Genomic DNA, 25,508 nt, shown 5'->3' on the forward strand with positions numbered 1-25,508 from the left:
CCGTCAGATCAAGGCGCATTTGAAAAACACCGCGAAACCGCTGATCACATCGGATCGTTGCGGCGCAGCAGCTCTTCTGGCAAGTGCTCGATGTACTCGTCTTCTGCCGGTGGCATTTGCAGGTGGTAGCCCTGCTTGTCGAGGTTTTCCAGCACTTGCACGATGTCCTCGCGGGACAGCTTGCGCTCGGGACTGAGCACCATATCGAAGGTATGAACGGGCGAGCCGAAGGCGACCATCAACTCGGGCGGTACACGCTTGAGCGCATCGCTTTTGAGCACATAGAGGTACATCTCGTTTCTTTTCGGGCTTTTATAAATCGAGCAAATACGTTTCAAAGCTGTTCTCCAGCAGTGGCCAGGCTGTCGAGCAGCGCCTGGCCCATCAGTTCGCGGCGCCAGCCACGCAGCGAATCCGGCAATTGATAAGGACCGTCGGGGTAGCCGCTTTTCAGCAAGGCTTCGAGGGTTTTCTTGCGCAGCATCAGCTCAGGGGCCATGTTCAGTTGCTCGGCGTATTGCTGACCGATCACGCGCAGGTTTTTCAACACGGCGGACGCTTCGATCGGCAACGGCTCGGGCAACGCAGGCGGCCACTGATCCGGCGGCAGGCTGGCAGCGGTCTTGATCAGACTGATCAGAAACTCGCCGTCCTGGCGCACAGTTTTGGGGTGAATGTCTTCGATCTTCGCCAAAGCGGCAAGGTTATCCGGCTGAGTTCTGGCCAGGGGCCACAGCGAATGCTCACGGACGATCCGGTTGCGCGGCAAGTTACGCGCACGCGCCTCACGCTCGCGCCAGGCACACAGCTCACGCAGCACGCCCAACTGAGCCCGAGACAGCTTCCACGCCAACTTGGCGTCGCGATAAACCTCGTAAGGATCGGTTTCCCGACGCAAGTTGGCGACCAGTTCAGCACCATCGTCCAGCAACCAGGCGTGCTTATCCGCCGACAGCTTGGGCTGCAAGATGCTGTAGACCTCGGCCAGGTGCACGGCGTCTTCCGCCGCGTAGCTGATCTGGGTGTCGGACAGCGGGCGTTGCAGCCAGTCGGAGCGGGTTTCGCCCTTGGGCAGCTCGATCCCCAGCACTTCCTGGACCAGACGCGAATAGCCCATCGAGAAGCCAAGGTTCAGGTACGCAGCCGCCAATTGGGTGTCGAATAACGGCGCCGGCAGGCTGCCCGTCAAGCGCAGCAGCACTTCCAGGTCTTCGCTGCAGGCGTGCACCACCTTGATGACAGCGGGGTTTTCCAGTAACGCCGACAACGGCGCCCAGTCGTTGATCAGTAACGGATCAATCAGGAACGCGCGCGAGCCGTCGCCGATCTGCAGCAGCGCGGCGATGGGATAGAAGGTGTCGACCCGCATGAATTCGGTGTCGAGGGCGACAAACGGCAATGATTGCCATTCGACGCAATGTTGGGCGAGGCTGGCGTCGTCGCGAATCCAGTGAATATCGATGGCCACACGGCTCTCCCTTGAAGAATGGCGCGCAGTATATATCGCCCTCGACCATTACCGCGCATGCGCACTGCAAGTCTTGAACAACTTCGGAGGAACACGGGGGAAATATCAGACCGATTATCGGATTAGTCTAGGATTTGCGCAGCACATAGACCCGCCACATGGCGTAGCCGGGAAGCACATCATGGTGCGCGAGGATCTGGAAACCCGCCTGGGTGAATTCGTTTTCTATCACCAGGCGACTGACCACGAAGCGGTTCATGCGGCTGATGGCTGGTTGGGCGCTGGCCCTTACCCGCTCCAGACGCTTGCGCCGCCAGGATTTGATATTGCCGTCTACCCATAGGGCGACGATCACCGTGTCGCGGGTGACGCGATGGAACTCACGCAAAATGGCCGAACGATGCTCACCGTCGGCCAGGCGATGGAACAGGCGCATGCAAAAAATGCAGTCGACCGCATTCGCCGACAAGTCGATGGACAGCGGCGAGGTCTGGAACGTCTTGATTCGCGCCAGTTTCTCACTGGGGAAACCGGCCTCGGCCGCCGCCAGCATCTCCGGCGAATGATCGGCCGCCAACACTACCCGGTTGCTGTGTTCGGTGAGCACCGGCCAGAAACGCCCCATGCCGGAGGGCAAGTCAAGGACAAGCCCCGGCTCCCCCGCCACTTTTAACGCGTGGCGAGCCAGTTGCTCTTCGCGCCAGTGGGTCAGGCGTCCGGTCAAGCCAAACGACTCCTTCTCCAGATAGCGCTGGGCGGGCGGCTCGCTCTGCCTGGAAGTGTCTGAATCCATAAGGTGCTCGGACGGCTCGGCGTCGGGTTCAGAGCGTAAGGCTTCAACTTTCAGCATGACACTCTGCTATATGAAAAAACTGTTTGTTTAATGAAGTCACCGGCTCGCGCTGTCAGGACAGACTGAATCGATAAACTCCTCAGACGTCATAAACCTTAATCAACCGACCATCAATTTTTTGTGAAAACAACGCGAACAAAGGCGCTATAACGGCTTGTTTCTCCGTAGGTAATTCAACAAAACGGTTATTCCGTTTATTCAACGGTTGCCACTGCGCCTAGGCTTGCTGCAAATACCAGCGCCAGTCCTGTTCGCCTACTTCGCCCATGAATTGCCGGTACTCCGCGTTTTTCACCGCCAGAAAAACCCGCAAAAACTCATCGCCAAAAACCTCCTTGGCCCAAGTCGAGCGTTCCAGTGCACGCAGGGTTGTCAGCCAATCGGTGGGCAACCGTTGCGAATCTTGCGCATAGCCATTGCCCTCAACCGGCGCGCCGGGGTCGAGGCGCTGACGAATACCCAGATGAATGCCCGCCAGAATCGCAGCTGCGGCCAGGTACGGATTGGCATCCGCGCCGCAGATCCGGTGTTCGATATGCCGCGTAGCGGCCGGCCCTCCCGGCACCCGCAGGCTGACGGTGCGGTTATCCACGCCCCAGGTTGCGGCCAACGGTGCGTAGCTGTTGCTCTGGAAGCGTCGATAGGAGTTGGCGTTCGGGCAGAACATCAATAAGGAATCGAGCAGCGTGGTCAACATCCCGGCCACTGCCTGACGCAACAACGGCGTGCCATCTTTGGCTTCGCTGGCGAACAGATTATTGCCCTGCTCGTCGGCCAGACTGATGTGCATGTGCAAGCCGGTGCCCGCCTGATCATCGAACGGCTTGGCCATGAAACAGGCAATCATCCCGTGCTTGTGCGCCACGCCTTTGACCAGCCGCTTGTAACGCACCGCTTCGTCCATCGCTTGCAGGGCATCAGCGCGGTGCTCCAGGGTGATTTCCACCTGCCCCGGCGCGTATTCGGAAATCGCCGTGCGTGCCGGAATGCCTTGCAGTTTACAGGCGCTGTAGAGGTCGGCAAGGAACGGCTCGATTTGTTCCAGCTCGCGCAGACCATAAACCTGAGTTGCCACTGGTCGACCGCCATCCGCGTCGCGATGGGGCTGTGGCCGGCCGCTGCTGTCACGCTGGCGATCGAGCAAATAAAACTCCAGCTCCGCCGCCATCACCGGGTAATAACCCTCGGCCTTGAGGCCGTCGATGACCTTGGCCAACAACCGGCGTGGGTCGGCAACCGTCGCTGGCAGACCTTGCTCCGGGTGCATGCTGACCTGCACCGCTGCCGTCGGAATCTGCCGCCACGGCATGCGTTGCAAACTGCCGGGCAATGGATAAGCCCGGCAGTCGATATCGCCGACGTCCCACACCAGCCCGGAGTTTTCCACGTCGTCGCCATTGATCGTCAACCCCAGAATCGTACTGGGCAGCGGGCGACCGCTTTGGTACACGGCCAGTAGCTCATCGCGGTGCAGCAACTTACCGCGAGGCACGCCGTTGTTGTCGAGGATGAACAACTCGAACATTTCGATATCGGGATGGCGTTCGAGAAAACTCAGGGCTTCTTGCGAAGAGGCAAAGGTCATGATGATTCACTTTTCCAGGCCGGCGCACGCAGGGGCGCGTGCGGCTGATCAACTCACAGGCCGCTCGATGCGCTATGGCATCAAGCGACGTTCAATGGGGTTCAATCAGGAAAAGCAAGATCCGGTGGGCGGGCATGACGGCAATGCCACAGCGCCCAAAACGCGAGTTCGGAAGGAAGTGCACTGAGACTTGGCGCGGTGCCGTCCATGTAAAACGCTGCAGACTGAAGAGACGTGCAGCGTCACATGCCAACCATCGCGGATTAAATCCAGTTTTGACTAAGCTGGCGTATGACGCGACTAAACAATCGCCCGCCAGATTTAGCCGCGAATCACTGCCTTGGCGTAGGACTCACGATCAAGATCCACCACTTCGACGCTGAGTTGCACCTCGACCTCCGCTGGCCAGGTCGCAGAATCCCGCAGCGCAGTCAGCAGGCTTTCCGACAGGACTTTCTTCACTTCGGCAGACCGCCCACTCAACAGCGCCAGCTTTACATGGACAAAACCTCGCGAAGCCGCCGTGGTGCCCACCTGGAAAAACTCCAGCGGGATGGCGCGGTTCTTGATATCCATCTCCGCCCCGAAATGCCCCGAGATCAACAGCGTCTGGTTCAGCACCAGCAGTGTTTTGGCAACATCCAGTTGCGGCAGGTTCGCGGTGTATTCCATCGTGACGTGGGGCATGGGGACTCTCTGGATGAGCGGCAGGAATGAGGCAAGGACCTTAATCCGTTGTGCCCCGAGGAAGCAAGCGGGTCCAGAAAGGTGTGCTTGCAGTTACCACAGAACATTCAGTCATCCCCGAGGATACGAACATGTCCCAGCGAGCGCTCATCGTAGGCGACATCCAGATTGATGAAGTCCGCCTTGCCGGCGTCTACGTCGATAAAATCGCCATTGCCGGCAAGCCGGGCTGCGGAATCAGCGGTTTATCACTTAGGCGGTGTGTCAGGCACACCGCTCCACGCCCCTCAACCCTCAGTAATGGAAATTAAACGTCACCTGAGCCGAGCGTCCTTCAGCCCAGGTCGCGTAGATCGGGTAAGACGAGGCGAAGTACTTGCGGTCGAACAGGTTTTTCACGTTCAACTGCATGTCCATGGATTTGGAGATTTTGTAGGAGGTCATTGCGTCGAACGACGAGTACCCCGGTGTCCACTTTTTGGTGGTCGAACTGACCGAGGCATAGGTCAGGCTCGAGGCTTTCATGCCCGAACCGACGGTCCACTCGGGCGTGATGTCGTAATACGTCCAGAGTGTGAAGTTGTGCTTGGGCACCATGACCATCGGCAAACCGGACGCCGACGCGTTGGCAGCGCCCGCGTCGGTGGTCACCGCATCCAGATAGGAATAGCCGCCGAACACACGCCAGTTACTGGTCAGGTCGCCCGCGGCGCCCAGTTCGACGCCTCGAACACGCTGTTCGCCAGCATTGATGATGCCTCCCAGACCGTCGCTGACCCGCGCATTGGTCTTGTCGGTCTGGAAGATCGCCGACGTCAGCGACAGGCGGCTGTCGAGCACATCCCACTTGGCGCCCACTTCAATGTTGCGGCTGCGCTCCGGCGACAGGTCGCTGTTGGTTGCCGTCAACTGGTCACTGCCACCGCCCAGACCACCATTGGCGCCCGGTGGGTTGGCCGAGGTGCCGTAGGAAGTGTAAAGGCTGAGGTTGGTGATCGGTTTGTAGACCAGCCCGACTTGATAGCTGAACAGATTGGCAATGTTCTCAAGGTCGGCAGCACCTTTCTGCTCGGCCTGGATGTTGTAGTAATCCAGACGCACACCGGTATTGAGCAACCACTTCTCTGACAGTTTCAGGCTGTCGAACGCGTAGGTCGACGCCATGTTGGTCGTGGTATAGGTCGGATTGCCCGGGAAGCTATCACCGTTGAGGGTCTTGGTACCGGTCCAGTCCATGTCCGGGTCCCAGTTACCGATCGTGGTGCAGTTGCCGACAACCGAGCAGGAACCACCGGTACGAATGTTCTTACCGGTGCTGTCAGTCACCAGATATCCCTGGTACTGACTCTTCTCATGGCTCAGTTCGACACCGGTGGTCACGCTATTGTCCAGACCAAACAGCGAGGTCATCCCCGTCAATTCAGTCTGGTTGGCCAGGGTGTTAGTTGCGTACTTGCCGCTCTTGGCTTGCAGTTGCAGAACGTTAGAATTCGCGCTGGTGAACTGTGGGTTGGTGGCAATGTAGTCCAGCGTCGAGCGACCGTAAGTGGTGGTGTTTTTGACCTTCCAGCTACCCTCCAGATCGTGCTCGACGCGCACCTCACCGGTATCCGTCTGACCACGACGGTAGTCTCGGTCCTTCAGACCATAAAACTGCGAACGACTGATTTCCGACGCAGGGGTGCCACCAGTAGAACGGAACGGCACGCTGAAGTCAGGCATGTCGTCGGTATTGAGGTGATACAGACCCAGCGTGACGGTCGTCGGTCCACCGAGGCCAAAGGCAATCGACGGCGCAATGCCCCAGCGCTTGCTGAACACATCAGTACGACCCGGCTGATCCGCGTCGTGCCCCATCACATTCAAGCGGAACGCCGTGCCGTCGCCGATCACCCGGTTTACGTCCAGGGTCGTACGCTTATAAGAGTCAGTGCCTACACCGACACTGGCGTCGAGGAAGTCTTCAAGCTTCGGCGTCTTGGTTTCGATGTCGATACTGCCCCCCACCGCACCGCGCCCGGCATACACCGAGTCCGGGCCCTTGATCACGCTGATGCGTTCGACGTCGAAGGTTTCACGGTTTTGCACACCGGTATCGCGCATGCCATCGACAAAGATCGAGTTGCGTGACTCGAAACCGCGAATCACCGGACGATCCGCCGAGGGGTTGGCTGCCGCATCGCCACCCAGAAAGGTGATACCGGGCACTGTGCGCAAGGCATCGGTAAACGTGGTCGCGCCGCTTTTCTTGATCACTTCCTGAGGAATAACCGTAATGGAACGCGGTGTATCAATCAGCGGCGCCGTTAGTTTGTAGGACGGCAGTTCCTTGGTTTGTGTCGTGGAATCAGCAACTGCATCCACCGCAGTGGCAGGCAGGGTAATGCCTGTAGAGGTGGACGCTTCCGTGTCGGCGGCGTAGGCAGCAGGTACGAACGAGGCGCAGGTCGCCGCGCAAAAAATGGCTGTGGACATGCGTGATTTAGCGAAGATAAACATTGGCTTACCGGCGGGACGATGACGAAGACCGGCAAGATAGAGGGCTTGAAACGATTTGTAAATGATAAATATTCGTATTGGTTGTTATTTCTTATTCGTATTTGTACGCCCGTACTAAATCCAACTAACCGATGAGGCAATCGTGCAGGATGACGACTTCCTGCACGATGCTTATACCGTTGTTACTTCGGCGCGTACTGCATTTCACCGCCACCGAACGACCAATCTTCGCGATTGACTTCGACCAGGTTGATCCACACGTCGTCTTTGCGAATCCCGGTTTTTTCGTGAATCCCGTCCGCCACGGCTTTGTAGAACGCCTTCTTCACCTCGATGCTGCGGCCGGTGTTCCACGTCACCTGGATAAACACGATTTTCGGGGTGTAGGTCACGCCCATATAGCCGGCCGCCGGGTACACCAGTTCATCGGCGGCGTGACGGTTTACGATTTGGTATTTGTCATGTTCCGGGACGTTGGCGACGCGGGTCATGGCGTCGTAGATCACATCGCCGATGGCTTGAACCACTTCGGTGGAGGTGTCGGCGGCGAGATCGATTCTGGCGAGTGGCATGGCGGGACCTATCTGAGAAGTGGGCAGGAAAAGTAGCTGCGTGGTGCGGGATTCAAAGTAGTCTCGACAGTAATTTTCTACAAGCGCATAATTTTTCCACTAATTATGAGTGTTACGCATGCTATTTGAAGACCTGAAAGCCTTCGTCGCGGTGATCGACCACAACTCGCTGACCCGCGCAGCCCAGGCGCTGTGCTTGACGCAGTCGGCCATCTCGCGGCGCATTCAGCACCTCGAAGAGTCGCTTGACGCCAACCTGTTCGACCGCACCAGCCGGCCGCCAAAGCCCACGGCGCTGGCGCATCGTATTTATCAACATGCGGTGGTGCTGCTACGCGACGCCGAGCACCTGCTGGAGGTGCCCCGCGAAGGCGCGCCGCCGAGCGGTCCTTTTCGCCTGGGGTTCACCCAGGTGGTGGCGGACGTGGTGCTGTTCGACGTGGTGATGAAGATGAAAGCCGAGTTTGCGGAACTGGAGGTGCAGTTGCAGACCGACTGGAGTTCCGCCCTGCAACAACAGATGCAGGACGGCAGTCTCGATGTAGCGACCCTGATGCTGACCTCCCCCAGCCGCCTGCCGCAGGCGTTCGCCGGACGCTTTATCAGCACTCTCGACGTGCTGGTGGTGCAGAGCAAGCGCAAGCCATTGATCGGTGACCAGGCCGATGTCGACACCCTGGCCAGCCAACCGTGGATCTTGAACCCGGAAGGCTGTGGTTATCGGGCCGCGCTGGAACGGGCGATCGAGGGCACGGGAAAAAATATCCGCCTGAGCGTCGACACCCACGGCACCGAGGTGCAATTGCGCATGGTGGCTGCTGGTCTGGGGTTGGGACTGGTCCCGCGCAGTGTGCTGAACCGGAGCAGCTTCCATCAGGATCTGACGCAGGTCGAGGTGAAGGATTTTTCCCTGAGCCTGGATATCTGGCTGGTCCATCCGACGCAATTGGGTAATTTGAAGCGCGCCACGGAAATTCTCGGCCAGACTGTAGTCGAAGGATTCGCACTTCATGAGAAGGCGCGGTCTCTGTAGGAACTGCGTTGATCTTGAATAGCGCCACTGGACAGTCTTATGCCGGAACCGAATGTCATGACGCACCACCGGAAACGCGCCGGATCAGGCCGTCTTGCTCGCTGCGCCCTGACCATCCTGCTGCTAGGGCCACCCTTGATCTATCCGCCCCTGGCCCTCAGCGCTACCGATACGCCTACCGAGCAGAAACAAAGCATCGAAGGTGACCGCTTGTCGCTCAAAGGCATCAGCACCTACCGCGACGGCCAGGTCGAAGAAGCCGCGCAACTCATGACCCAGGCCCTGAACGCCTACACCCGTGACCTCGGCCCCGAAGATCCGAAAACCCTCGATTGCATGAGCAATCTGGCGCGGCTGTACAGTGCCCTGGATCACCCGGCCGAGGCGCTGAAACTCAACGAAAACCTGCTGGCGATCACGCGTCGAAAACTGGGTGACGACGACCCGGACAGCCTCGCTGGCATCAGCCGCCTGGCCGCTGATTACCATGCGCTGGGACGCTTCGACAATGAGCTGGCCCTCAACGAAGACCTGCTGGCAATCCGCCTGCGTTTACTGGGCGCCAACCATCCTGACACCCTGTTCGCCATGAGTAATCTGGCGCTCAATTACAGCAAGCTGGCGCGTTACGACGAAGCCGCCAAACTCGACGAAGAAACCCTCGCGGCGCGACGGCGCGTGGCGGGTGCGCAAGACCCGCAAATCCTGGTCAGCCTGAACAATCTCAGCGACGACTACGCACACCTGGGTCGGCTGGCCGACGCGCTTAAACTGCGCGAAGAAGCGCTGGCACTTAGTCGTCGATTGCTGGGCGATGACAACCCCGAAACGCTCATCAGCATCAATCAGCTGGCGGACAGCTACGACGACTATGGGCGTTACAGCGAGGCGGTAAAACTCTACGAAGAACTGCTCAAAGCCCGGCGCCTGAAACAGGGGCTGAAAAGCCGCGAAACTTTTGACAGCATGGACGCTCTGGCGCTCGCCTACGACCACGCCGGGCGGGCCGCCGACGCCCTGAAACTCAGCGAAGAAGTGGTGGCCCTGCGGCGCAGCACACTGGGTGAAAAACACGCCGATACGCTGGTCAGCATGAACCATCTGGCGCACATCTATGTCAGCCTCAAGCGTCTCGATGACGCTGTGAAGCTCAATGAACAAGCCCTCGAGCTGGCGCGCAGTGCATTGGGCACCGAACACCCGATTACCCTTGGCTGCATGAACAGTCTGGCTGAAAGCTACAGCGCCGCCGGGCGGCGCGCCGACGCATTGAAATTGAATGAAGAAGTACTGCTCATCAGCCGCCGTGCCCAAGGTGCCGAACACCCCACGACGCTGGACGCCATGAGCAATCTGGCGACCACCTATCGCGAATGGAATCGATTCGACGAGGCGCTGCAACTCGATCAGGACGTGCTCAAATTACGACGTCGACTGCTCGGTGCCGAACAGACCGCCACCCTCGACAGCATGAACAACCTGGCCCTCGATTACGCCGGACTGGAGCGATACGCCGAAGCGCTGAAACTGGGTCGCGACACCCTGCAACTCAGGGTTCGCCTCCAGGGCGACGACTACCCGGCGACCCTCGCCACCCTCGATCAACTGGCCAGCGACTACCGCCATCTGGGGCGACGCAGCGAGGCGCTGCAATTCAGCGAAGAAGCGCTGGTGCAGCGAACTCGCATACAAGGTCCCAACCATCCCGCAACCCTCGACAGCATGGCCCGTCTGGCCGACGCCTATGACGAGGTCGGGCGTCACGCGGAGGCGTTGAAACTCAATGAACAGATCCTGCAACTGCGGCGCAATCAACAGGGTGTCGACCCTGCCGACACGCTTGCCACGCAGTTCACGCTGGCCAACCGCTACGACCTCGCCGGGCGCCGTCCCGAGGCACTGGCCCTGCGGCGCGAATCGCTGGAGCTGATCGAGCACAGTCCCAAGCGGCCACTGGATCAGGATTACTACACACGCCTCGCCGTCGATCTGGCGGCCAATCGCGGCGACTATGCAGAAGTCTTGAACGTCAGCGAACGCGCCAAAGCACGCGCCGCCGCTGGCAGCAAACCGATCAGCCTCGAAGACGGCCGCGCACGCTTGCCAGACAACGGCGTGTTTATCACCTGGCTGTTCGATGCCGATGCCACGGGCGTATCCCTCGCCTTGCCCAAGGTTGGCGATATGCAGGTAATCAAGAGCGCGCCCGGCCCGCAGCTGATCGCCCGTGCGGAATCTTTTCGCTGGCTAAATGCCTTGCCCGACGTCGACAGTTTCAATAAAGCACTGCAAGAAGTACCGCTGGAGGCCTGGCAGCAAAATGGCCTGGTGTATATCGCCACCCCGGGCAAACGCCCGGTGAACGGCAAAATCGTCGCTCCCACGCGCTACATGGCGCTGCGGCAACGTTCGATCAGCCGCCATGGACAATGGCTCAGCGACGCCTTGCTGCGGCCGCTGGCGCGGCAAATCGATCCCGCCCGCCAATGGCTGATTGCGTCCGATGACGTGCTGGGAAAAATCCCGTGGGAGAGCTTGCCCTGGCACGGCAGACCATTGGGCGCACAGAAACAACTGATGCTGACCCCGAGTCTGTCGAGCTTCGTCCCACCCCCGCCGTAGACAGATCCGCCTCTGAACCGATAAGTTGCCTACACCCCTTCGATCAGACCAGCCCATGCGCCTCGATCAACTGCCCCCATCGCCCGATCTCGCCAGCCTGGTCGCCAGCTTGCAACAGATCGCGCCGCTGTTCGATGCCATGCCCGACGTGGTGTTTTTCATCAAGGACCTGCAAGCGCGTTACGTGCTGGCCAACCAGACCTTGGCCCAGCGCTGCGGCTTGAGGGACAAGCAGCAGCTCGAAGGGCGGACAGCGCAAGAGGTGTTTCCGGCCAGTCTCGGCCCGGTCTACACCGAACAAGACCTGCAGGTATTGGCCGATGGCAGCCCATTGAGCGATCAGCTTGAACTGCACCTGTACCCCGGTTGCCAACCCGGCTGGTGCCTGACGCACAAACTGGCGCTGCGCGATGATCAAGGTGAAATCATCGGCATGGCCGGCATCTCCCACGACCTGCAAGCGCCGCGCTCGACCCATCCGGCGTATCAGAAACTGGCCGCCGTGGACGCGCATATTCGTGCGCACTTTGCCCGGCCCATCAGCCTCGCCGAACTGACCGCAATTGCCGGCCTGTCGGTTGCGCAACTGGAGCGCCAGTGCAAACGCATCTTCCAGCTCACGCCTCGGCAGATGATCCACAAAGCCCGGCTTGGCGCGGCGTCGCATTTGCTGGCCGGTGAGCTGCCGATCACTGACATCGCCCTGCGCTGCGGCTACACCGACCACAGCGCCTTCAGCCGCCAGTTCAAGGCGCTGACCGGGTTATCGCCGAGTCAGTATCGGCAGGTGTATGCCTAATACACCGCGTCGTATCACTCTGTAGGAGCTAACTTGTTAGCGAGGCGGGTACCTGACACAACGCTCTCGCGAACAAGTTCGCTCCTACAACAGCCGTGCAGCGACTGTGCCGATTTCGTCATCCTTACCCAAGAAAACGGTCAAGCCATCGCCCCGCTGAAGCACCATTCTTGCCTGAACATTCCTGTGCAGGTGTAGGCATCCATGAAGCGAATTCGTGTTCTCGACTCCCACACCGGCGGCGAGCCGACGCGGCTGGTGATCGATGGTTTCCCGGACCTGGGCAGCGGCAGCATGGCCGAGCGCCGGCAATTGCTGGCAGATCAGCACGACCATTGGCGCGCCAGCACCATGCTCGAACCACGCGGTAACGATGTGATTGTCGGTGGCCTGCTGTGCAGACCGGTCGACCCCAGCGCCTGCACCGGCGTGATTTTTTTCAATAACAACGGATACCTGGGGATGTGCGGCCACGGCACCATCGGCCTGGTGATTTCCCTGGCTCATCTCGGCCGCATCCAGGCCGGCGTGCACCGAATCGAAACGCCCGTAGGCACCGTAGAAGCCACCCTGCACGAAGACCGCTCGGTCAGCGTGCGTAACGTCCCGGCCTATCGTTATCGCAAGGCGGTGATGGTCGACGTCCCCGGACAGGGCAACGTCAGTGGTGACATTGCCTGGGGCGGTAATTGGTTCTTCTTGATGGCCGAGCATGGCCTGCGCGTGGCCAGCGACAACCTGGACGCGCTGACCGCGTACAGCATGGCGGTGCGGCAGGCGCTGGAGGATCAGGGCATTCGCGGCGAAGACGGTGGCGTGATCGACCATGTGGAACTGTTTGCCGATGACGACAACGCCGACAGCCGAAACTTCGTGCTGTGCCCCGGCAGAGCCTACGACCGCTCCCCCTGCGGCACTGGCACCAGCGCCAAACTGGCCTGCCTGGCCGCCGACGGCAAGCTGCAACCGGGTGAGATCTGGCGCCAGGCCAGTGTGATCGGTAGTCAGTTCGAAGGCAGTTTTGAATGGCAGACCGAAGGCGGTCCCAAGATTATTCCTACGATTCGAGGCCGCGCGTACGTCAGTGCTGAAGCCACTTTACTGTTGGAGGACGACGACCCCTTCGCCTGGGGCATTCGTCAGTGAACGACGCGGACGTCATCGTCATCGGCGCGGGCATCGTCGGGAGTGCCTGCGCCCATGAGCTGGCCGGCCGTGGCCTAAGGGTGCTGGTGGTGGACAGCCAACGCAGGAGCGCGACGGCGGCGAGCATGGGCCATCTGGTGGCGATGGATGACAGCCCGGCAGAGTTGGCGCTCAGCCAATACTCCATCGGGCTGTGGCGCCAATGGACGGCGCAGCTCGACGAAAGCTGTGCCTACAGCCAGTGCGGCACCCTGTGGCTGGCGGCCAATGCCGAGGAAATGGCGGCCGCCGAACACAAGCAGCGCGTGTTGCAGGCCCACGGCATCACCTGCGAAATGCTCACCCGCGAGGCGCTCTACCGCCAGCGAACCAGCGTTGGCTAAACACTTGGTCGGCGGCCTCAGGGTCAGTGGCGACGGAATTCTCTATGCGCCCAACGCCAGCCGCTGGCTGCTCGACCAACACCGTTCGCGCATTACCCAACTGCACGCCGACGTGATTGAGGTCGAGGGCAATCGAATTCGCCTGAGTAATCAGCGCCGCTTGAGCGCCGAAGCCGTGGTGCTGGCCAACGGCATCTACGCCACCGAACTCTGCCCCGATCTGCCGATTCGCGCCAAAAAGGGCCACCTGCTGATCACCGACCGCTACCCGGCGCAGATTCACCATCAGTTGGTGGAATTGGGCTACATCACCAACGCCCACGCCAACCAAGGCACCTCGGTCGCATTCAACGCCCAGCCACGGCCCACCGGGCAAATTCTGCTGGGCTCTTCCCGCCAGTTCGACACCCTCGATCCGCAGGTGGAGGGGCCGATACTGGCGCAGATGATTCAGCGCGCTTTGACCTATTTGCCAGGGCTGGCGGACCTCAACGCGATTCGCAGTTGGAGCGGTTTTCGCGCCGCCACCCCTGACGGCCTGCCGATCGTGGGTGAACATCCACAGCAACCGGGTCTGTGGCTGGCAGTCGGTCACGAAGGGTTGGGCGTCACCACGGCGCCCGGCAGCGCGCACCTGTTGGCGGCGCAGCTGTTCAAGGAACAACCGGCGATTGAGCCAATGCCGTATCGCCTTGAACGCTTCAGTGATATCGAGCAAATGGCAGGTGTCCACTGATGATCGAACTCCAACTCAACGGCAACCGCCTGCACGTCGTCGAAGGCACCACGGTGGCCGCCGCCCTGTACATCGGCGCCGATGGCAGCAGTCGTACTTCGGTCACCGGCCACCGTCGGGCGCCGCTGTGTGGCATGGGAATCTGTCAGGAATGCCGGGTCACCATCGATGGAAAACGCCGTCTGGCCTGTCAGACCTTGTGCCGTACCGGCATGTCGGTGGAGACCCAGCCATGAGTCAACACATCCCCTTGCTGATCATCGGCGCTGGCCCGGCCGGTATGGCCGCCGCCCTCGCCGCCGCGCCCAGTGGCGTGGCTATCGTCGTGCTGGATGATAATCCGGTGCCGGGCGGACAGATCTGGCGCGACGGACCTCAAGCCCATCTGCCGGCCACGGCCCTGCAACACCGCGAGGCGTTGCGCAGGGCGCCCAATATTGAAGTGCTCAGCGGCACCCGAGTCGTCGCCTGCACCGGGCACAAAGCCCTGCTGCTGGAGGATTCCGAACGCGGTTGGCAGGTGACGTTCGACAGCCTGATCCTGTGCACCGGCGCGCGTGAATTGTTACTGCCGTTCCCCGGCTGGACCCTCCCTGGCGTCACCGGTGCAGGCGCGTTGCAAGCGCTGATCAAGGGCGGAATGCCGGTGGCCGGTGAAGCCTTGGTGGTCGCCGGTAGCGGTCCCTTATTGCTGGCCAGCGCCGCCACCGCGAAACAGGCTGGCGCGACGGTGTTGCAGATTGCCGAGCAAGCCTCCTACGGCGCGGTCATGGGCTTTGCCGCGCAGCTACCGAAATGGCCAGCCAAGGCCCTGCAAGCACTGACCCTGATCAACAGCCGTTATCGCTGCTCCAGCCATGTGCTGGCCGCGTTGGGCGAGGAGCGCCTGGAGGCCGTGCGCGTGCTGCGCGGCGGCAACGTGGTGGAAGTGGCCTGCAGTCGACTGGCCTGCGGTTTCGGCTTGATTCCCAACATTCAATTGGCCCAGGTGATGGGCTGCCGGATCGATGATCAGGCGATCCTGGTCGACACCTGGCAGGCCAGCACCCTCGCCGATCATTACGCGGCCGGCGAATGCACCGGTTTCGGTGGTAGCGAACTGGCGTTGATCGAAGGTGCCATCGCCGGACATGCCGCCGTCGGCGATCACACCAAGGCCCGTGCGTTATGGCCGCAGCGCCAGCACTGGCAGCAATTTGCCGACTTGCTCAACACCACGTTCACCCTGAATCCGGCGCTGAAAACCTTGGCCGCGCCCGACACGTTGGTCTGCCGCTGTGAAGACGTGCCCTACTCGGCGCTGCAATCCTGTTCAGGCTGGACCGACGCCAAGCTGCAAAGTCGCTGTGGCATGGGCGCCTGCCAGGGACGCGTGTGCGGTTCGGCCGCGCACTATTTGTTCGACTGGACACCGCCGGTACCGAGGTTCCCCCTCAGCCCCGCACGGATCGGCACCCTGGCGTGCCTTGCCGTGGATGAAATCGGCCACAGCCCTCAGTAACGTCGTATACAATATTCTTTTGCCCCTCGACGACGGTCCAGTTCATTGCCCTTGCCAAGTTTCAATCCCCCTAACCTCGGGATCACGCCGACAGCCTCTGAAATTATCGCCAAGCATTTGCGAGACGCGATTATCGTCGGCCATTTTGCCGAGGGCGAACCCATCCGCCAGGACGAAATTGCCGGCCTGTTCAACGTCAGCAAAATTCCGGTGCGCGAAGCACTGAAGCGGCTGGAGGCAGAAGGTCTGGTGTTGTTTCAGCGCAATAAGGGCGCCATCGTCACCAAGATTTCCGAGCCAGAACTGGCGCAGATTTTCGAAGTACGCGTGCTGCTGGAAGTGCAGGCCATTCGCCTGGCGGTGCCGAACATGACCGAAGAAACCTTCGCCAATGCCGAGCGCATCTGCGATGAGTTCCTCGACAACAACGACGTCGGCCACTGGGCTGAACTGAACTGGGAACTGCATGCCTGTCTCTACGAGCCGGCGCAGCGGCCGTTTCTGACCAACTTGATCCGCTCGATCCACGACAAGGTCGAACGCTACCTGCGCCTGCAAATGAGCCTGGGTGAAAGCAAGGAACGGGCAAACGTCGAGCACCGGGAAATCGTCCAGGCCTGCCGCAACGGCGATGCCGACAAAGCGGCCGAATTGATCGAACAGCACATCATTGGTGTGTGCCGAACCTTGTACGAACACCTGCCGAATCGACCGGTCAAGGTCTAAGCGCTTTGCCAAGACAAACACGTGTAGGAGCGGGCTTGCCCGCGATCTGCTTGATGCGGTGGGTCAGATACACCGGCATCGCGGCGGTGCGGCGATCAGACAAGCTCGCTCCTACATAAATACCTCAACACATTCCCCAGTAACCACCCGCTGCTCCCATATGTAACACCCCGGCACCCCGCCGCCCGAATATGAATCACTCCCGCCACAACGCCCTGCGCAGCTCCCACGCGATTTTTGTAATGCCCACAGCCACTTGAAAGCTTCTCCTTGGCCAATCTCAGCTACGCTGGAAATTGGCACATGCTCTGCATATCAAATACCGTATACGAAATCCAAATATCAAAAAATGAGTTCATCTGACCGACACCAGGACAACGAGGCTCTTAAATGAAAACTCAAGCAACCGTTGTAGCCCTCGCAACATTGCTCAGCGCCTGCTTCATGGGCACGGCGCAAGCCGACAAGCTGGACAGCATTATTGAAAGCGGCAAACTGCGCTGCGCCGTCACCCTCGACTTCCCACCGATGGGATCGCGGGACGAGAACAACAAGCCCATCGGTTTCGACGTCGACTATTGCAACGACCTGGCGAAAATCCTCGGTGTCACTGCGGAAATCGTCGACACCCCGTTCGCCGACCGTATCCCGGCCCTGGTTTCCGGGCGCGCTGACATCATCGTCGCCTCGACCTCGGACACCCTGGAACGGGCAAAAACCGTAGGCATGTCGATTCCGTATTTCGCCTTCCAGATGAAAGTCGTCGCCCACAAAGGCAAAGGCATCACCAAATACGAAGACCTCAAAGGCAAGCCCGTCGGTAATACCAGCAGCACCTTCGAAGCCCTGGCCCTGGAAAAAGACGTGAAGGCCTGGAACGACCCGAACGGCAGTTTCCGCGCCTATCAAACCCAGAACGACACGATTCAAGCGGTCGCCCAAGGCCACATTGATGCCACCGTGATCACCAACACTGTGTCGGCCGCCGTGATCAAAACAGGTAAATACCCGGACCTCGAAGTGGTCGGTAACGCGCCTTACGTCATCGACTATGTCGCGCTGGCCGCCAAGCGCAGCGAGTACGGCCTGATCAACTACCTGAACCTGTTCATCAACCAGCAAGTACGCACCGGACGTTATGCCGAGCTGTACCAGAAATGGGTGGGCGGCGAGCCTGTGAACTTGACGGTGCCAGGCATCTATCGCTGATATCAGCTTCATCGGCCGGCGCGTCGCCTTATGTGTAGCAGCGCGCCGGGCCTTTTCTGCCCTTCAGGAAACCACGATGTCTGATATTTCTCTAAGCGGTCGCTGCCTGGTCTCCGGATCAGCTCAGGGTGAGTTGCTGTATGCCAATGTCGGCCTGAGTTTCTGGGGGGGCGTCGACCCATTCAGTGGCGAAGTCATCGACCGCCATCACCCGTTGAGCGGCGCGATTCTCGCCCATCGTGTACTGGCGATTCCCAGCGGCCGTGGCTCGTGCACCGGCAGCAGCGTGTTGCTGGAATTGATCCTTAACGGCCATGCGCCCGCCGCGCTGGTCTTCGAACAGGTTGAAGACATCCTGACCCTTGGCGTGATCATCGCCGAGCAAATGTTTCATCAATCGATTCCGGTACTGTGTGTCGGCCGTGATGGTTTCGCTGCATTGCGCGACGTCAGTCATGTGCGAATTGAAGGCGATCGCCTGTACGGCTATTCCCAGGCCCCCGCGGCGCTCATTACCACTGCCCCGGCACCTGCCGTACACAACACAACCTCGAGCCTGACACTCAGCCCCAAGGATCGAGAAATCCTCGCCGGCGCCCACGGTAAAGCGGCGCAAGTGGCCATGCAAATCATCCTGCGCATCGCCGAACTGCAAGGTGCCCGCGAGTTGCTGGACGTCACTCAGGCGCATATCGACGGCTGCATCTACACCGGCCCGGCCAGCCTGCGCTTCGCTCAACAACTGGTGGCATGGGGGGCCAAAGTCAGTGTGCCCACCACCCTGAATTCGATTTCCGTGGACAAGCGCCGCTGGCGTGAACAGGGGATCGACGCTGCCCTCGGCCTGCCCGCCAGCCAATTGGGCGATGCCTATCTGGACATGGGCGCGAAAGTCAGTTTCACCTGCGCGCCCTACTTGCTCGATACCGCGCCCAAGGCCGGCGAACAGATCGTCTGGGCAGAATCCAACGCCGTGGTCTACGCCAACAGCGTGATCGGCGCGCGCACCTTGAAATACCCGGATTACCTGGACATCTGCATCGCCCTGACCGGCCGCGCACCGTTGACCGGTTGCCACCTGGATCAAGCGCGCCATGCCAGCCTGCGCATCGACGTGCCGGAATTGTCTGACCTCGACGACGCCTTTTACCCACTGCTCGGCTACCACGTCGGACTGCTGGCTGGCAGCGAGATTCCTGTGGTCTGCGGCCTGGAGCAGCGTCAGCCGAGTCTTGATGACCTGAAAGCCTTTGGTGCCGCGTTTGCCACCACCTCTGGCGCGCCGATGTTTCATATTGCCGGGGTCACCCCGGAAGCCACCACTGTCGATCAGGCGCTGGGCGGTCAGTCGCCAGCGCAAACGCTGAGCATTGCATTGAGCGATCTGCAAGGCAGTTGGGCGGAACTCAACAGCGCCGACGAACTGAAAATCGACCTGGTGTCGCTGGGCAATCCGCACTTTTCCCTGAGCGAATGCGCGACCCTGGCCACGCTGTGTGATGGCAAACGCAAACACCCTGATGTGGCACTGGTGATCACCTGCGGTCGGGCGATTCACGAGCAGGCGATTAAAGCCGGCTATGTCGCGAAACTGGAAGCCTTTGGCGTGCAGTTTGTCACCGACACCTGCTGGTGCATGCTCGGTGAACCGGTGATCCCGCGCCATGCACAAACCTTGATGACCAACTCGGGCAAGTACGCGCACTACGCGCCGGGACTGGTTGGGCGTCGCGTGCGCTTCGGCAGTCTGGCGGCCTGCGTCGAGGCGGCCTGCAACGGCACCACCGATGCGCGGCTACCGGCCTGGCTGGTCGGGGTCGAGGAGGCGCCCGCCCATGTTTGACTTCGACTACGAGTTCCATTGGCGCGCCGCCTTCAAAGCGCTGCCGGACATGCTCGGCGGCGCGGTGGTGACCTTCCAGACCGCTGCGTTATCGATGATCCTCGGCGTGCTGATCGCACTGATCCTGACGCTCATGCGCCAGAACCAGAACCTCGGCCTGCGCGGATTCGGCAACCTCTGGGTGTCCGTCGCGCGCAATACGCCGTCACTGTTTCAGATCTACATGCTGTATTTCGGCCTCGGCTCCCTCGGCTTGCACGTCAGTTCCTGGCTGGCCTTGCTGGCCGGGATCACCTTCAACAACGCCGGCTACCTGGCGGAAAACTTTCGCGGCGGGCTCAAGGCGGTGCCGGAAACCCAGATGCGTGCAGCCCGCTCGCTGGGCATGAGTGCATTTCAGGCCTACCGGCTGATTGTGGTCCCGCAACTGTTGCGCATCGTGTTTTATCCACTGACTAACCAAATGGTCTGGGCGGTGCTGATGACCTCGCTGGGGGTGATCGTCGGGCTCAACAACGACCTCACGGGTGTGACCCAGGACTACAACGTGAAAACGTTCCGCACCTTTGAGTTTTTTGCCCTGGCGGCAGTGATCTATTACCTGATCGCCAAGCTGATCGTCGGTGTCGCCCGGCTGCTGAGCTGGCGCCTGTTCAGGTATTGAGGAACGCACATGTTTACGACGACCTTTACCTGGAACGATTTTCTGTTTTTGCTGCAAGGCGCTTGGGTCACGATTCTGTTGACCCTGGCGGCGATGGTGATCGGCACGCTGTCCGGGGTGATCTGCGGCCTATTGCGGGCCATGCTGCCGAGATCGACCGTGCCGCTGTCATGGTTCCTCGACATCTTCCGCAGCGTGCCGTTGTTGATCCAGTTCGTGCTGTTCAACGCGCTGAAAAGCATCGTCGGCCTGGAATGGAGTGCCTTCTCCGTCGGCTGCATTGTGCTGGGCATCTACGCCACGGCCTATTGCACGGAAATCGTGCGCGGCGGGGTGCTGGCGGTGCCGCCGACCCTGCGTCGCGCCAGCCGCTCGCTGGGCCTGACCTACTGGCAGGACCTGCGCTGCATCGTGCTACCCATCGCTACCCGGGTGGCCTTCCCCGGTTGGGTCGGCCTGACCCTGTCGGTGATGAAAGACACGGCGCTGGTGATGTGGATCGGCATCATCGAACTGCTGCGCGCCTCGCAAACCATCGTCACGCGCATCGACGAACCGCTGCTGGTGCTGGGCATCGCCGGACTGATCTATTACGTCATGAGCCTGGTCATTGCCCGCCTGGGCGCCCTACTGGAAACAAGGTGGCAGGAAAATGATTGAGATCGACAATGTGTACAAATCCTTCGGCCCACTGGATGTGATCAAGGGCGTCAGCCTGACCGTGAACAAGGGCGAAGTGGTGTCGATCATCGGTGGCTCGGGCTCCGGTAAATCGACCCTGCTGATGTGCATCAACGGCCTGGAATCGATCAACAGCGGCAGCATTCGGGTGGACGGCACCGAGGTCCACGCCAAGGGTACCAACCTCAACGCACTGCGGCAGAAGATCGGCATCGTCTTCCAGCAATTCAACGCCTTTCCGCACCTGACCGTGCTGGAGAACGTGATGCTCGCACCGCGCAAGGTGCTGAACAAAAGCGCTGCCGAAGCCGAGGAACTGGCGGTCAAACAACTCACCCACGTTGGCCTGGGCGACAAGCTGAAAGTGTTCCCCGGCAAGTTGTCCGGCGGCCAACAACAACGCATGGCGATTGCCCGGGCGCTGGCCATGTCGCCGAACTACATGCTGTTCGACGAAGCCACGTCCGCGCTGGACCCGCAACTGGTTGGCGAGGTGCTGGACACCATGCGCCTGCTGGCCGAAGACGGCATGACCATGGTCCTGGTGACCCACGAGATCCGCTTCGCCCGCGATGTGTCCGACCGGGTGGCGTTTCTGCGCGAGGGCCTGGTGCATGAAATCGGTACGCCGGATCAAGTCATCGTGCATCCGCAAAAAGCCGAAACCGCCGAGTTTCTTAAATCCGTAATTTCATAAAGGAGACTGCAACGTGCGTTCATCGAAAGTCATCCATGTCATCAGTTGCCACGCTGAGGGCGAAGTCGGCGATGTCATCGTCGGCGGTGTCGCGCCGCCTCCAGGCGACACCTTGTGGGAACAGTCGCGTTGGGTCGCCAACGATGACGTGCTGCGCAATTTCGTGCTCAACGAACCCCGTGGCGGCGTGTTTCGTCACGTCAATTTACTGGTCCCGCCGAAGAACCCGCTGGCACAGATGGGCTTCATCATCATGGAACCGGCGGACGTGCCGCCGATGTCCGGTTCCAACTCAATGTGCGTTGCCACCGTATTGCTCGACGCCGGCATCCTGCCAATGACCGAACCGCACACTCGGTTGGTGCTGGAGGCACCGGGCGGATTGATCGAGGTGCTCGCCGAGTGCCGCAACGGTAAGGCCGAACGTGTGGAAATCCGCAACGTGCCCTCGTTCGCCGACAAGCTGAACGTGATGATCGAAGTCCAAGGCCTGGGCACCTTACAGGTCGACACCGCGTATGGCGGCGACAGTTTTGTCATCGTCGACGCCAAGACACTGGGCTTTGCTCTGACCGCCGACGAAGCCGCCGACCTGGTCGCCACCGGTTTGAAAATCACCCTGGCGGCCAACGAGCAACTGGGCTTCCGTCACCCGCTGAATCCAGACTGGAAACACATTTCGTTCTGCCAGATCGCTGCGCCGCTGACCCACGATGACGGGGTCGCCAGCGCTACCAATGCCGTGGTGATCCGCCCTGGCAAGATCGACCGCTCGCCCTGCGGCACCGGCTGTTCGGCGCGCATGGCGGTGTTGCATGCCAAAGGCCAATTGGCCGTAGGCGAACGCTTTATTGGTCGTTCGATTATCGGCTCGGAATTTCACTGCCGCATCGACGCAGCCACCACCGTGGCCGAACGCCCGGCGATCATTCCTTGCCTGTCTGGGCGCGCCTGGATCACCGGCACCCATCAACACATGCTCGACCCCAGCGATCCGTGGCCTGTCGGCTATCAGTTGTCGGATACCTGGCCGGTGCACCTGGACATCTGAGAGGACGAAAATATAGCGGCACCGCTTTGTTTGACATCTAACGTATACGAAATACCTTAATTATTATCTGGAGATAACATGAGCACATCCGTCAACTGGAGCGGCGTATTCCCCGCCGTCACCACGCAGTTTCGCAGTGACTTCAGCGTCGATCTGGAAGCCACGCACAAAGTCATTTCCAACCTGGTGCGCGATGGCGTTTCCGGGCTGATCATCTGCGGCACCGTCGGTGAGAACACCTCGTTGAGCACCGAAGAAAAAGTCAGCCTGGTGGAAGTCGCCAAAGACGCCGCCGGTGGGCGCGTGCCGGTGTTGTCCGGGATCGCCGAATTCACCAGCGCCAATGCAACCAAGGTCGCGAAAGAAATCCAGCGCGTAGGGGCCGACGGCATCATGTTGATGCCGGCGCTGGTGTACTCCTCCAAGCCCTTCGAAGCGGCGGCGCACTTTCGCAGCGTGGCCACCAGCATCGATCTGCCGGTGATGGTCTACAACAACCCACCGATCTATAAGAACGACGTGACGCCGGACATTCTGATTTCCCTGTCCGATTGCGAAAATATCGTGTGTTTCAAGGATTCGTCTGGCGACACCCGGCGCTTTATCGATGTGCGCAACGAGGTGGGTGATCGCTTCGTGTTGTTCGCCGGGCTCGACGATGTGGTGCTGGAAAGCATTGCGGTGGGCGCGGTGGGTTGGGTCTCGGGGATGTCCAACGCCTTCCCGAAAGAAGGCGAAACCCTGTTCCGCCTGGCGCGGGATGGGCGCTTCAAAGAGGCGATTGCGCTGTATGAATGGTTCATGCCGCTGCTGCACCTCGACGCCCGTCCGGACCTGGTGCAATGCATCAAACTTTGCGAAGAACTGGCCGGCCGCGGCAGCGCCCTCACCCGCCCACCGCGCCTGGCGTTGCCGGATGAGGACCGTGAGTTTGTCGAGGCGATCATGAGCAAGGCGATGGCCAAACGGCCGGTGTTGCCGGAAGTGGGCCTGTAGTTAAAGACCTGTAGGAGCGGGCTTGCCCGCGATGGCGTTGAATCTGACACGCCGCGATCGCGGGCAAGCCCGCTCCTACAAGGGATGTATCGCCAACTTAAGCCGGCTCCCGCACCAGGCTGGCGACCGCAACCCGCGCATCTGCGATGATCATTTGCGCCGCCTTCTCGGCAATCATCAACGTTGGCGAGCAGGTGTTGCCGGAGGTGATGGTCGGCATGATCGAGGCATCCACCACCCGTAACCCGGCCACGCCATGCACCCGCAGACGTTCGTCTACCACGGCGTCGCGATCCTGGCCCATTTTGCAGGTGCCGACCGGATGGAAAATCGTCGTGCCGATACTGCCTGCCGCTTCACGTAATTGCTCTTCGCTTTGCAGGCTGGCACCCGGCAAATACTCCACTGGCTCAAACGCTGCCAATGCCGGCGCGGCGACGATACGCCGCGTCAGACGAATCGCATCGGCGGCGACTTTCAGGTCAGTGTCGTGACTCAGATAATTCGGACGAATCAGCGGCGCATCTTCCACCTGCGCCGAGCGAATCTGCACCGTGCCACGGCTCTTTGGTCGCACATCGCACACCGACGCCGTGAATGCCGAAAAGGCGTGCAAGGGTTCGCCAAAACGCTCCAGCGACAGCGGTTGTACGTGGTATTCCAGGTTCGCCGAACGCTGCTCCGGCCCCGAGCGGGCGAACGCTCCCAGTTGGCTTGGCGCCATGGCCAACGGCCCGCTGCGATTGATTGCGTAACGCAGGCCCATGTTCATCTTGCCCCACAGGCTGCCGACCATCTGGTTCAACGTCTGACCATTACTGATCTTGTAGATCAAGCGCAGTTGCAGGTGGTCTTGCAGATTGCCGCCGACACCCGGCAACTCATGGCGCACGCCGATGCCGAGTTTTTCCAGCAACGGTCGCGGGCCAATGCCGGAGCGCTGCAACAGCGTCGGTGAGCCCACCGAGCCGCAACACAAGATGATCTCCCGGCGCGCACGCAGTAGCTGTTCTTTTTGTTCGACTCGGGCCACCACGGCACTGGCCCGACCATTGTCAAATTCGATGCGGGAGGCCTCTACACCGGTGAGCACGGTGAGGTTTTTACGCTGTGCGATCGGCCGCAAAAATGCCTTGGAGGCATTCCAGCGCACCCCGCGTTTTTGGTTGACCTGAAAGTAACTGCAGCCTTCGTTGTCGCCGCTGTTGAAGTCGTCGATGGAGGCAATGCCGGTCTGCGCCGCTGCCTGACGGAATGCGTCGAGAATGCCCCAGGACAAACGCTGTTGCTCGACCCGCCACTCGCCCTTGGCGCCGTGGAATTCTGAGTCGCCGGCGTAGTGATTTTCCGAACGTTTGAAATGCGGCAACACTTCGTTCCAACTCCAGCCCGGATTGCCTTGCGCCGCCCAGCCGTCGTAGTCGCTCGATTGGCCGCGCATGTAAATCATGCCGTTGATCGACGAGCTGCCACCCAATACTTTGCCTCGCGGATAGTTCAGGGCGCGACCGTTAAGGCCCGGTTCGGCTTCGGTCTTGAAACACCAATCGGTGCGGGGGTTGCCGATGCAGTAGAGGTAACCCACCGGGATGTGAATCCATGGGTAATTATCCTGACCGCCGGCTTCTAGCAAGAGCACACGGTGCTCGGGATTTTCCGACAGCCGATTGGCCAGCAGGCAACCCGCCGGGCCAGCGCCAACAATCACATAGTCGTACACCACACTCGTCGCTTGCATGCCTGCCTCGGGAGCTTTT

22 protein-coding genes and 1 pseudogene are annotated in these 25,508 nt (G+C 60.4%); 15 read left to right on the plus strand and 8 right to left on the minus strand.

The window, feature by feature from the left end:
• Positions 1 to 44 precede the first annotated feature (44 nt).
• From ACF0H7_RS23980 to ACF0H7_RS24010, 7 genes are all read right to left on the minus strand, one after another.
• On the minus strand, positions 45 to 338 hold the full coding sequence (locus ACF0H7_RS23980) for a YcgL domain-containing protein (protein WP_397449331.1): 294 nt from the start codon (positions 336 to 338) through the stop codon (positions 45 to 47).
• Positions 335 to 1,468: a ribonuclease D gene (rnd, locus tag ACF0H7_RS23985; RefSeq protein ID WP_397449332.1), complete on the minus strand. Its 1,134-nt coding sequence runs from the start codon at positions 1,466 to 1,468 to the stop codon at positions 335 to 337. Before rnd ends, ACF0H7_RS23980 begins: the two co-directional genes overlap by 4 nt.
• Positions 1,469 to 1,595: 127 nt before the next feature.
• The gene (locus tag ACF0H7_RS23990; RefSeq protein WP_397449333.1) at positions 1,596 to 2,261 is read right to left on the minus strand and encodes a class I SAM-dependent methyltransferase; all 666 of its coding nucleotides are present in this window, start codon (positions 2,259 to 2,261) and stop codon (positions 1,596 to 1,598) included.
• A 277-nt stretch (positions 2,262 to 2,538) separates the two neighbouring features.
• A complete protein-coding gene (locus ACF0H7_RS23995; RefSeq protein ID WP_397449334.1) occupies positions 2,539 to 3,906 on the minus strand; it encodes a glutamine synthetase family protein in 1,368 nt (455 codons plus the stop codon).
• Positions 3,907 to 4,227: 321 nt separating this feature from the next.
• The gene (locus ACF0H7_RS24000) at positions 4,228 to 4,593 is read right to left on the minus strand and encodes a 5-carboxymethyl-2-hydroxymuconate Delta-isomerase (protein WP_397449335.1); all 366 of its coding nucleotides are present in this window, start codon (positions 4,591 to 4,593) and stop codon (positions 4,228 to 4,230) included.
• Between the two features lie 294 nt (positions 4,594 to 4,887).
• Positions 4,888 to 7,068 carry a TonB-dependent receptor gene (locus ACF0H7_RS24005; RefSeq protein WP_397449336.1) on the minus strand — a complete coding sequence of 727 codons (2,181 nt, stop codon included), beginning with the start codon at positions 7,066 to 7,068 and terminating at the stop codon, positions 4,888 to 4,890.
• A gap of 206 nt (positions 7,069 to 7,274) precedes the next feature.
• Positions 7,275 to 7,664: a tautomerase family protein gene (locus ACF0H7_RS24010; RefSeq protein WP_397449337.1), complete on the minus strand. Its 390-nt coding sequence runs from the start codon at positions 7,662 to 7,664 to the stop codon at positions 7,275 to 7,277.
• Positions 7,665 to 7,782: 118 nt separating this feature from the next.
• On the opposite strand from ACF0H7_RS24010, the gene ACF0H7_RS24015 reads away from it, so the two are divergent.
• From ACF0H7_RS24015 to ACF0H7_RS24085, 15 genes and pseudogenes are all read left to right on the plus strand, one after another.
• Entirely contained in the window at positions 7,783 to 8,697 is a 915-nt protein-coding gene (locus ACF0H7_RS24015; RefSeq protein WP_397449338.1) for a LysR family transcriptional regulator, read from the plus strand.
• A gap of 39 nt (positions 8,698 to 8,736) precedes the next feature.
• The gene (locus ACF0H7_RS24020) at positions 8,737 to 11,319 is read left to right on the plus strand and encodes a tetratricopeptide repeat protein (protein WP_397449339.1); all 2,583 of its coding nucleotides are present in this window, start codon (positions 8,737 to 8,739) and stop codon (positions 11,317 to 11,319) included.
• A gap of 55 nt (positions 11,320 to 11,374) precedes the next feature.
• On the plus strand, positions 11,375 to 12,118 hold the full coding sequence (locus ACF0H7_RS24025; protein ID WP_397449340.1) for a helix-turn-helix domain-containing protein: 744 nt from the start codon (positions 11,375 to 11,377) through the stop codon (positions 12,116 to 12,118).
• 204 nt (positions 12,119 to 12,322) lie between these two features.
• Positions 12,323 to 13,264 carry a 4-hydroxyproline epimerase gene (locus ACF0H7_RS24030; RefSeq protein ID WP_397449341.1) on the plus strand — a complete coding sequence of 314 codons (942 nt, stop codon included), beginning with the start codon at positions 12,323 to 12,325 and terminating at the stop codon, positions 13,262 to 13,264.
• Positions 13,261 to 14,383 (plus strand): annotated as a pseudogene (locus ACF0H7_RS24035) (NAD(P)/FAD-dependent oxidoreductase). Before ACF0H7_RS24030 ends, ACF0H7_RS24035 begins: the two are co-directional and overlap by 4 nt.
• Positions 14,383 to 14,619: a (2Fe-2S)-binding protein gene (locus ACF0H7_RS24040; RefSeq protein ID WP_397449342.1), complete on the plus strand. Its 237-nt coding sequence runs from the start codon at positions 14,383 to 14,385 to the stop codon at positions 14,617 to 14,619. Before ACF0H7_RS24035 ends, ACF0H7_RS24040 begins: the two are co-directional and overlap by 1 nt.
• Complete coding sequence (locus ACF0H7_RS24045) at positions 14,616 to 15,884, plus strand: FAD-dependent oxidoreductase (protein WP_397449343.1); 1,269 nt, start codon at positions 14,616 to 14,618, stop codon at positions 15,882 to 15,884. Before ACF0H7_RS24040 ends, ACF0H7_RS24045 begins: the two co-directional genes overlap by 4 nt.
• A gap of 51 nt (positions 15,885 to 15,935) precedes the next feature.
• Positions 15,936 to 16,610, plus strand: coding sequence for a GntR family transcriptional regulator (locus tag ACF0H7_RS24050; RefSeq protein ID WP_397454002.1), 675 nt, complete (start codon positions 15,936 to 15,938; stop codon positions 16,608 to 16,610).
• A gap of 390 nt (positions 16,611 to 17,000) precedes the next feature.
• Complete coding sequence (locus ACF0H7_RS24055; protein WP_397449344.1) at positions 17,001 to 17,819, plus strand: transporter substrate-binding domain-containing protein; 819 nt, start codon at positions 17,001 to 17,003, stop codon at positions 17,817 to 17,819.
• Positions 17,820 to 17,895: 76 nt separating this feature from the next.
• Positions 17,896 to 19,662: an aconitase X gene (locus tag ACF0H7_RS24060; protein WP_397449345.1), complete on the plus strand. Its 1,767-nt coding sequence runs from the start codon at positions 17,896 to 17,898 to the stop codon at positions 19,660 to 19,662.
• On the plus strand, positions 19,655 to 20,326 hold the full coding sequence (locus ACF0H7_RS24065; RefSeq protein WP_397449346.1) for an amino acid ABC transporter permease: 672 nt from the start codon (positions 19,655 to 19,657) through the stop codon (positions 20,324 to 20,326). The genes ACF0H7_RS24060 and ACF0H7_RS24065 overlap by 8 nt, the downstream gene beginning before the upstream one ends.
• 9 nt (positions 20,327 to 20,335) lie before the next feature.
• Positions 20,336 to 20,986: an amino acid ABC transporter permease gene (locus ACF0H7_RS24070; RefSeq protein ID WP_397449347.1), complete on the plus strand. Its 651-nt coding sequence runs from the start codon at positions 20,336 to 20,338 to the stop codon at positions 20,984 to 20,986.
• Positions 20,979 to 21,704: an amino acid ABC transporter ATP-binding protein gene (locus tag ACF0H7_RS24075; RefSeq protein ID WP_397449348.1), complete on the plus strand. Its 726-nt coding sequence runs from the start codon at positions 20,979 to 20,981 to the stop codon at positions 21,702 to 21,704. The genes ACF0H7_RS24070 and ACF0H7_RS24075 overlap by 8 nt, the downstream gene beginning before the upstream one ends.
• A 13-nt stretch (positions 21,705 to 21,717) precedes the next feature.
• Positions 21,718 to 22,755 carry a proline racemase family protein gene (locus ACF0H7_RS24080; RefSeq protein ID WP_397449349.1) on the plus strand — a complete coding sequence of 346 codons (1,038 nt, stop codon included), beginning with the start codon at positions 21,718 to 21,720 and terminating at the stop codon, positions 22,753 to 22,755.
• A 78-nt stretch (positions 22,756 to 22,833) separates the two neighbouring features.
• Positions 22,834 to 23,751 (plus strand): dihydrodipicolinate synthase family protein, encoded by a 918-nt coding sequence (locus ACF0H7_RS24085; RefSeq protein WP_397449350.1) that lies wholly within the window; start codon positions 22,834 to 22,836, stop codon positions 23,749 to 23,751.
• A 97-nt stretch (positions 23,752 to 23,848) separates the two neighbouring features.
• On the opposite strand, the gene ACF0H7_RS24090 is transcribed toward ACF0H7_RS24085, so the two are convergent.
• Positions 23,849 to 25,489 (minus strand): GMC family oxidoreductase, encoded by a 1,641-nt coding sequence (locus ACF0H7_RS24090; protein WP_397449351.1) that lies wholly within the window; start codon positions 25,487 to 25,489, stop codon positions 23,849 to 23,851.
• Positions 25,490 to 25,508: the final 19 nt, after the last annotated feature.

This window comes from Pseudomonas sp. NA-150 (genome assembly GCF_044336365.1).
Lineage (GTDB): Bacteria > Pseudomonadota > Gammaproteobacteria > Pseudomonadales > Pseudomonadaceae > Aquipseudomonas.

Bases quoted from the DNA above. Each gene is read 5' to 3' on its own strand.
- ACF0H7_RS23990 (WP_397449333.1), bottom strand. From the start codon at position 2,261: ATGGATTCAGACACTTCCAGGCAGAGCGAGCCGCCCGCCCAGCGCTAT.
- ACF0H7_RS24060 (WP_397449345.1), top strand. From the start codon at position 17,896: ATGTCTGATATTTCTCTAAGCGGTCGCTGCCTGGTCTCCGGATCAGCT.
- ACF0H7_RS24065 (WP_397449346.1), top strand. From the start codon at position 19,655: ATGTTTGACTTCGACTACGAGTTCCATTGGCGCGCCGCCTTCAAAGCG.
- ACF0H7_RS24030 (WP_397449341.1), top strand. From the start codon at position 12,323: ATGAAGCGAATTCGTGTTCTCGACTCCCACACCGGCGGCGAGCCGACG.
- ACF0H7_RS24075 (WP_397449348.1), top strand. From the start codon at position 20,979: ATGATTGAGATCGACAATGTGTACAAATCCTTCGGCCCACTGGATGTG.
- ACF0H7_RS24015 (WP_397449338.1), top strand. From the start codon at position 7,783: ATGCTATTTGAAGACCTGAAAGCCTTCGTCGCGGTGATCGACCACAAC.
- ACF0H7_RS24005 (WP_397449336.1), bottom strand. From the start codon at position 7,068: ATGTCCACAGCCATTTTTTGCGCGGCGACCTGCGCCTCGTTCGTACCT.
- ACF0H7_RS24045 (WP_397449343.1), top strand. From the start codon at position 14,616: ATGAGTCAACACATCCCCTTGCTGATCATCGGCGCTGGCCCGGCCGGT.
- ACF0H7_RS24025 (WP_397449340.1), top strand. From the start codon at position 11,375: ATGCGCCTCGATCAACTGCCCCCATCGCCCGATCTCGCCAGCCTGGTC.
- ACF0H7_RS24000 (WP_397449335.1), bottom strand. From the start codon at position 4,593: ATGCCCCACGTCACGATGGAATACACCGCGAACCTGCCGCAACTGGAT.
- ACF0H7_RS24055 (WP_397449344.1), top strand. From the start codon at position 17,001: ATGAAAACTCAAGCAACCGTTGTAGCCCTCGCAACATTGCTCAGCGCC.
- ACF0H7_RS24010 (WP_397449337.1), bottom strand. From the start codon at position 7,664: ATGCCACTCGCCAGAATCGATCTCGCCGCCGACACCTCCACCGAAGTG.
- ACF0H7_RS24040 (WP_397449342.1), top strand. From the start codon at position 14,383: ATGATCGAACTCCAACTCAACGGCAACCGCCTGCACGTCGTCGAAGGC.
- ACF0H7_RS24085 (WP_397449350.1), top strand. From the start codon at position 22,834: ATGAGCACATCCGTCAACTGGAGCGGCGTATTCCCCGCCGTCACCACG.
- ACF0H7_RS24090 (WP_397449351.1), bottom strand. From the start codon at position 25,489: ATGCAAGCGACGAGTGTGGTGTACGACTATGTGATTGTTGGCGCTGGC.
- ACF0H7_RS23995 (WP_397449334.1), bottom strand. From the start codon at position 3,906: ATGACCTTTGCCTCTTCGCAAGAAGCCCTGAGTTTTCTCGAACGCCAT.
- ACF0H7_RS24020 (WP_397449339.1), top strand. From the start codon at position 8,737: ATGCCGGAACCGAATGTCATGACGCACCACCGGAAACGCGCCGGATCA.
- ACF0H7_RS24070 (WP_397449347.1), top strand. From the start codon at position 20,336: ATGTTTACGACGACCTTTACCTGGAACGATTTTCTGTTTTTGCTGCAA.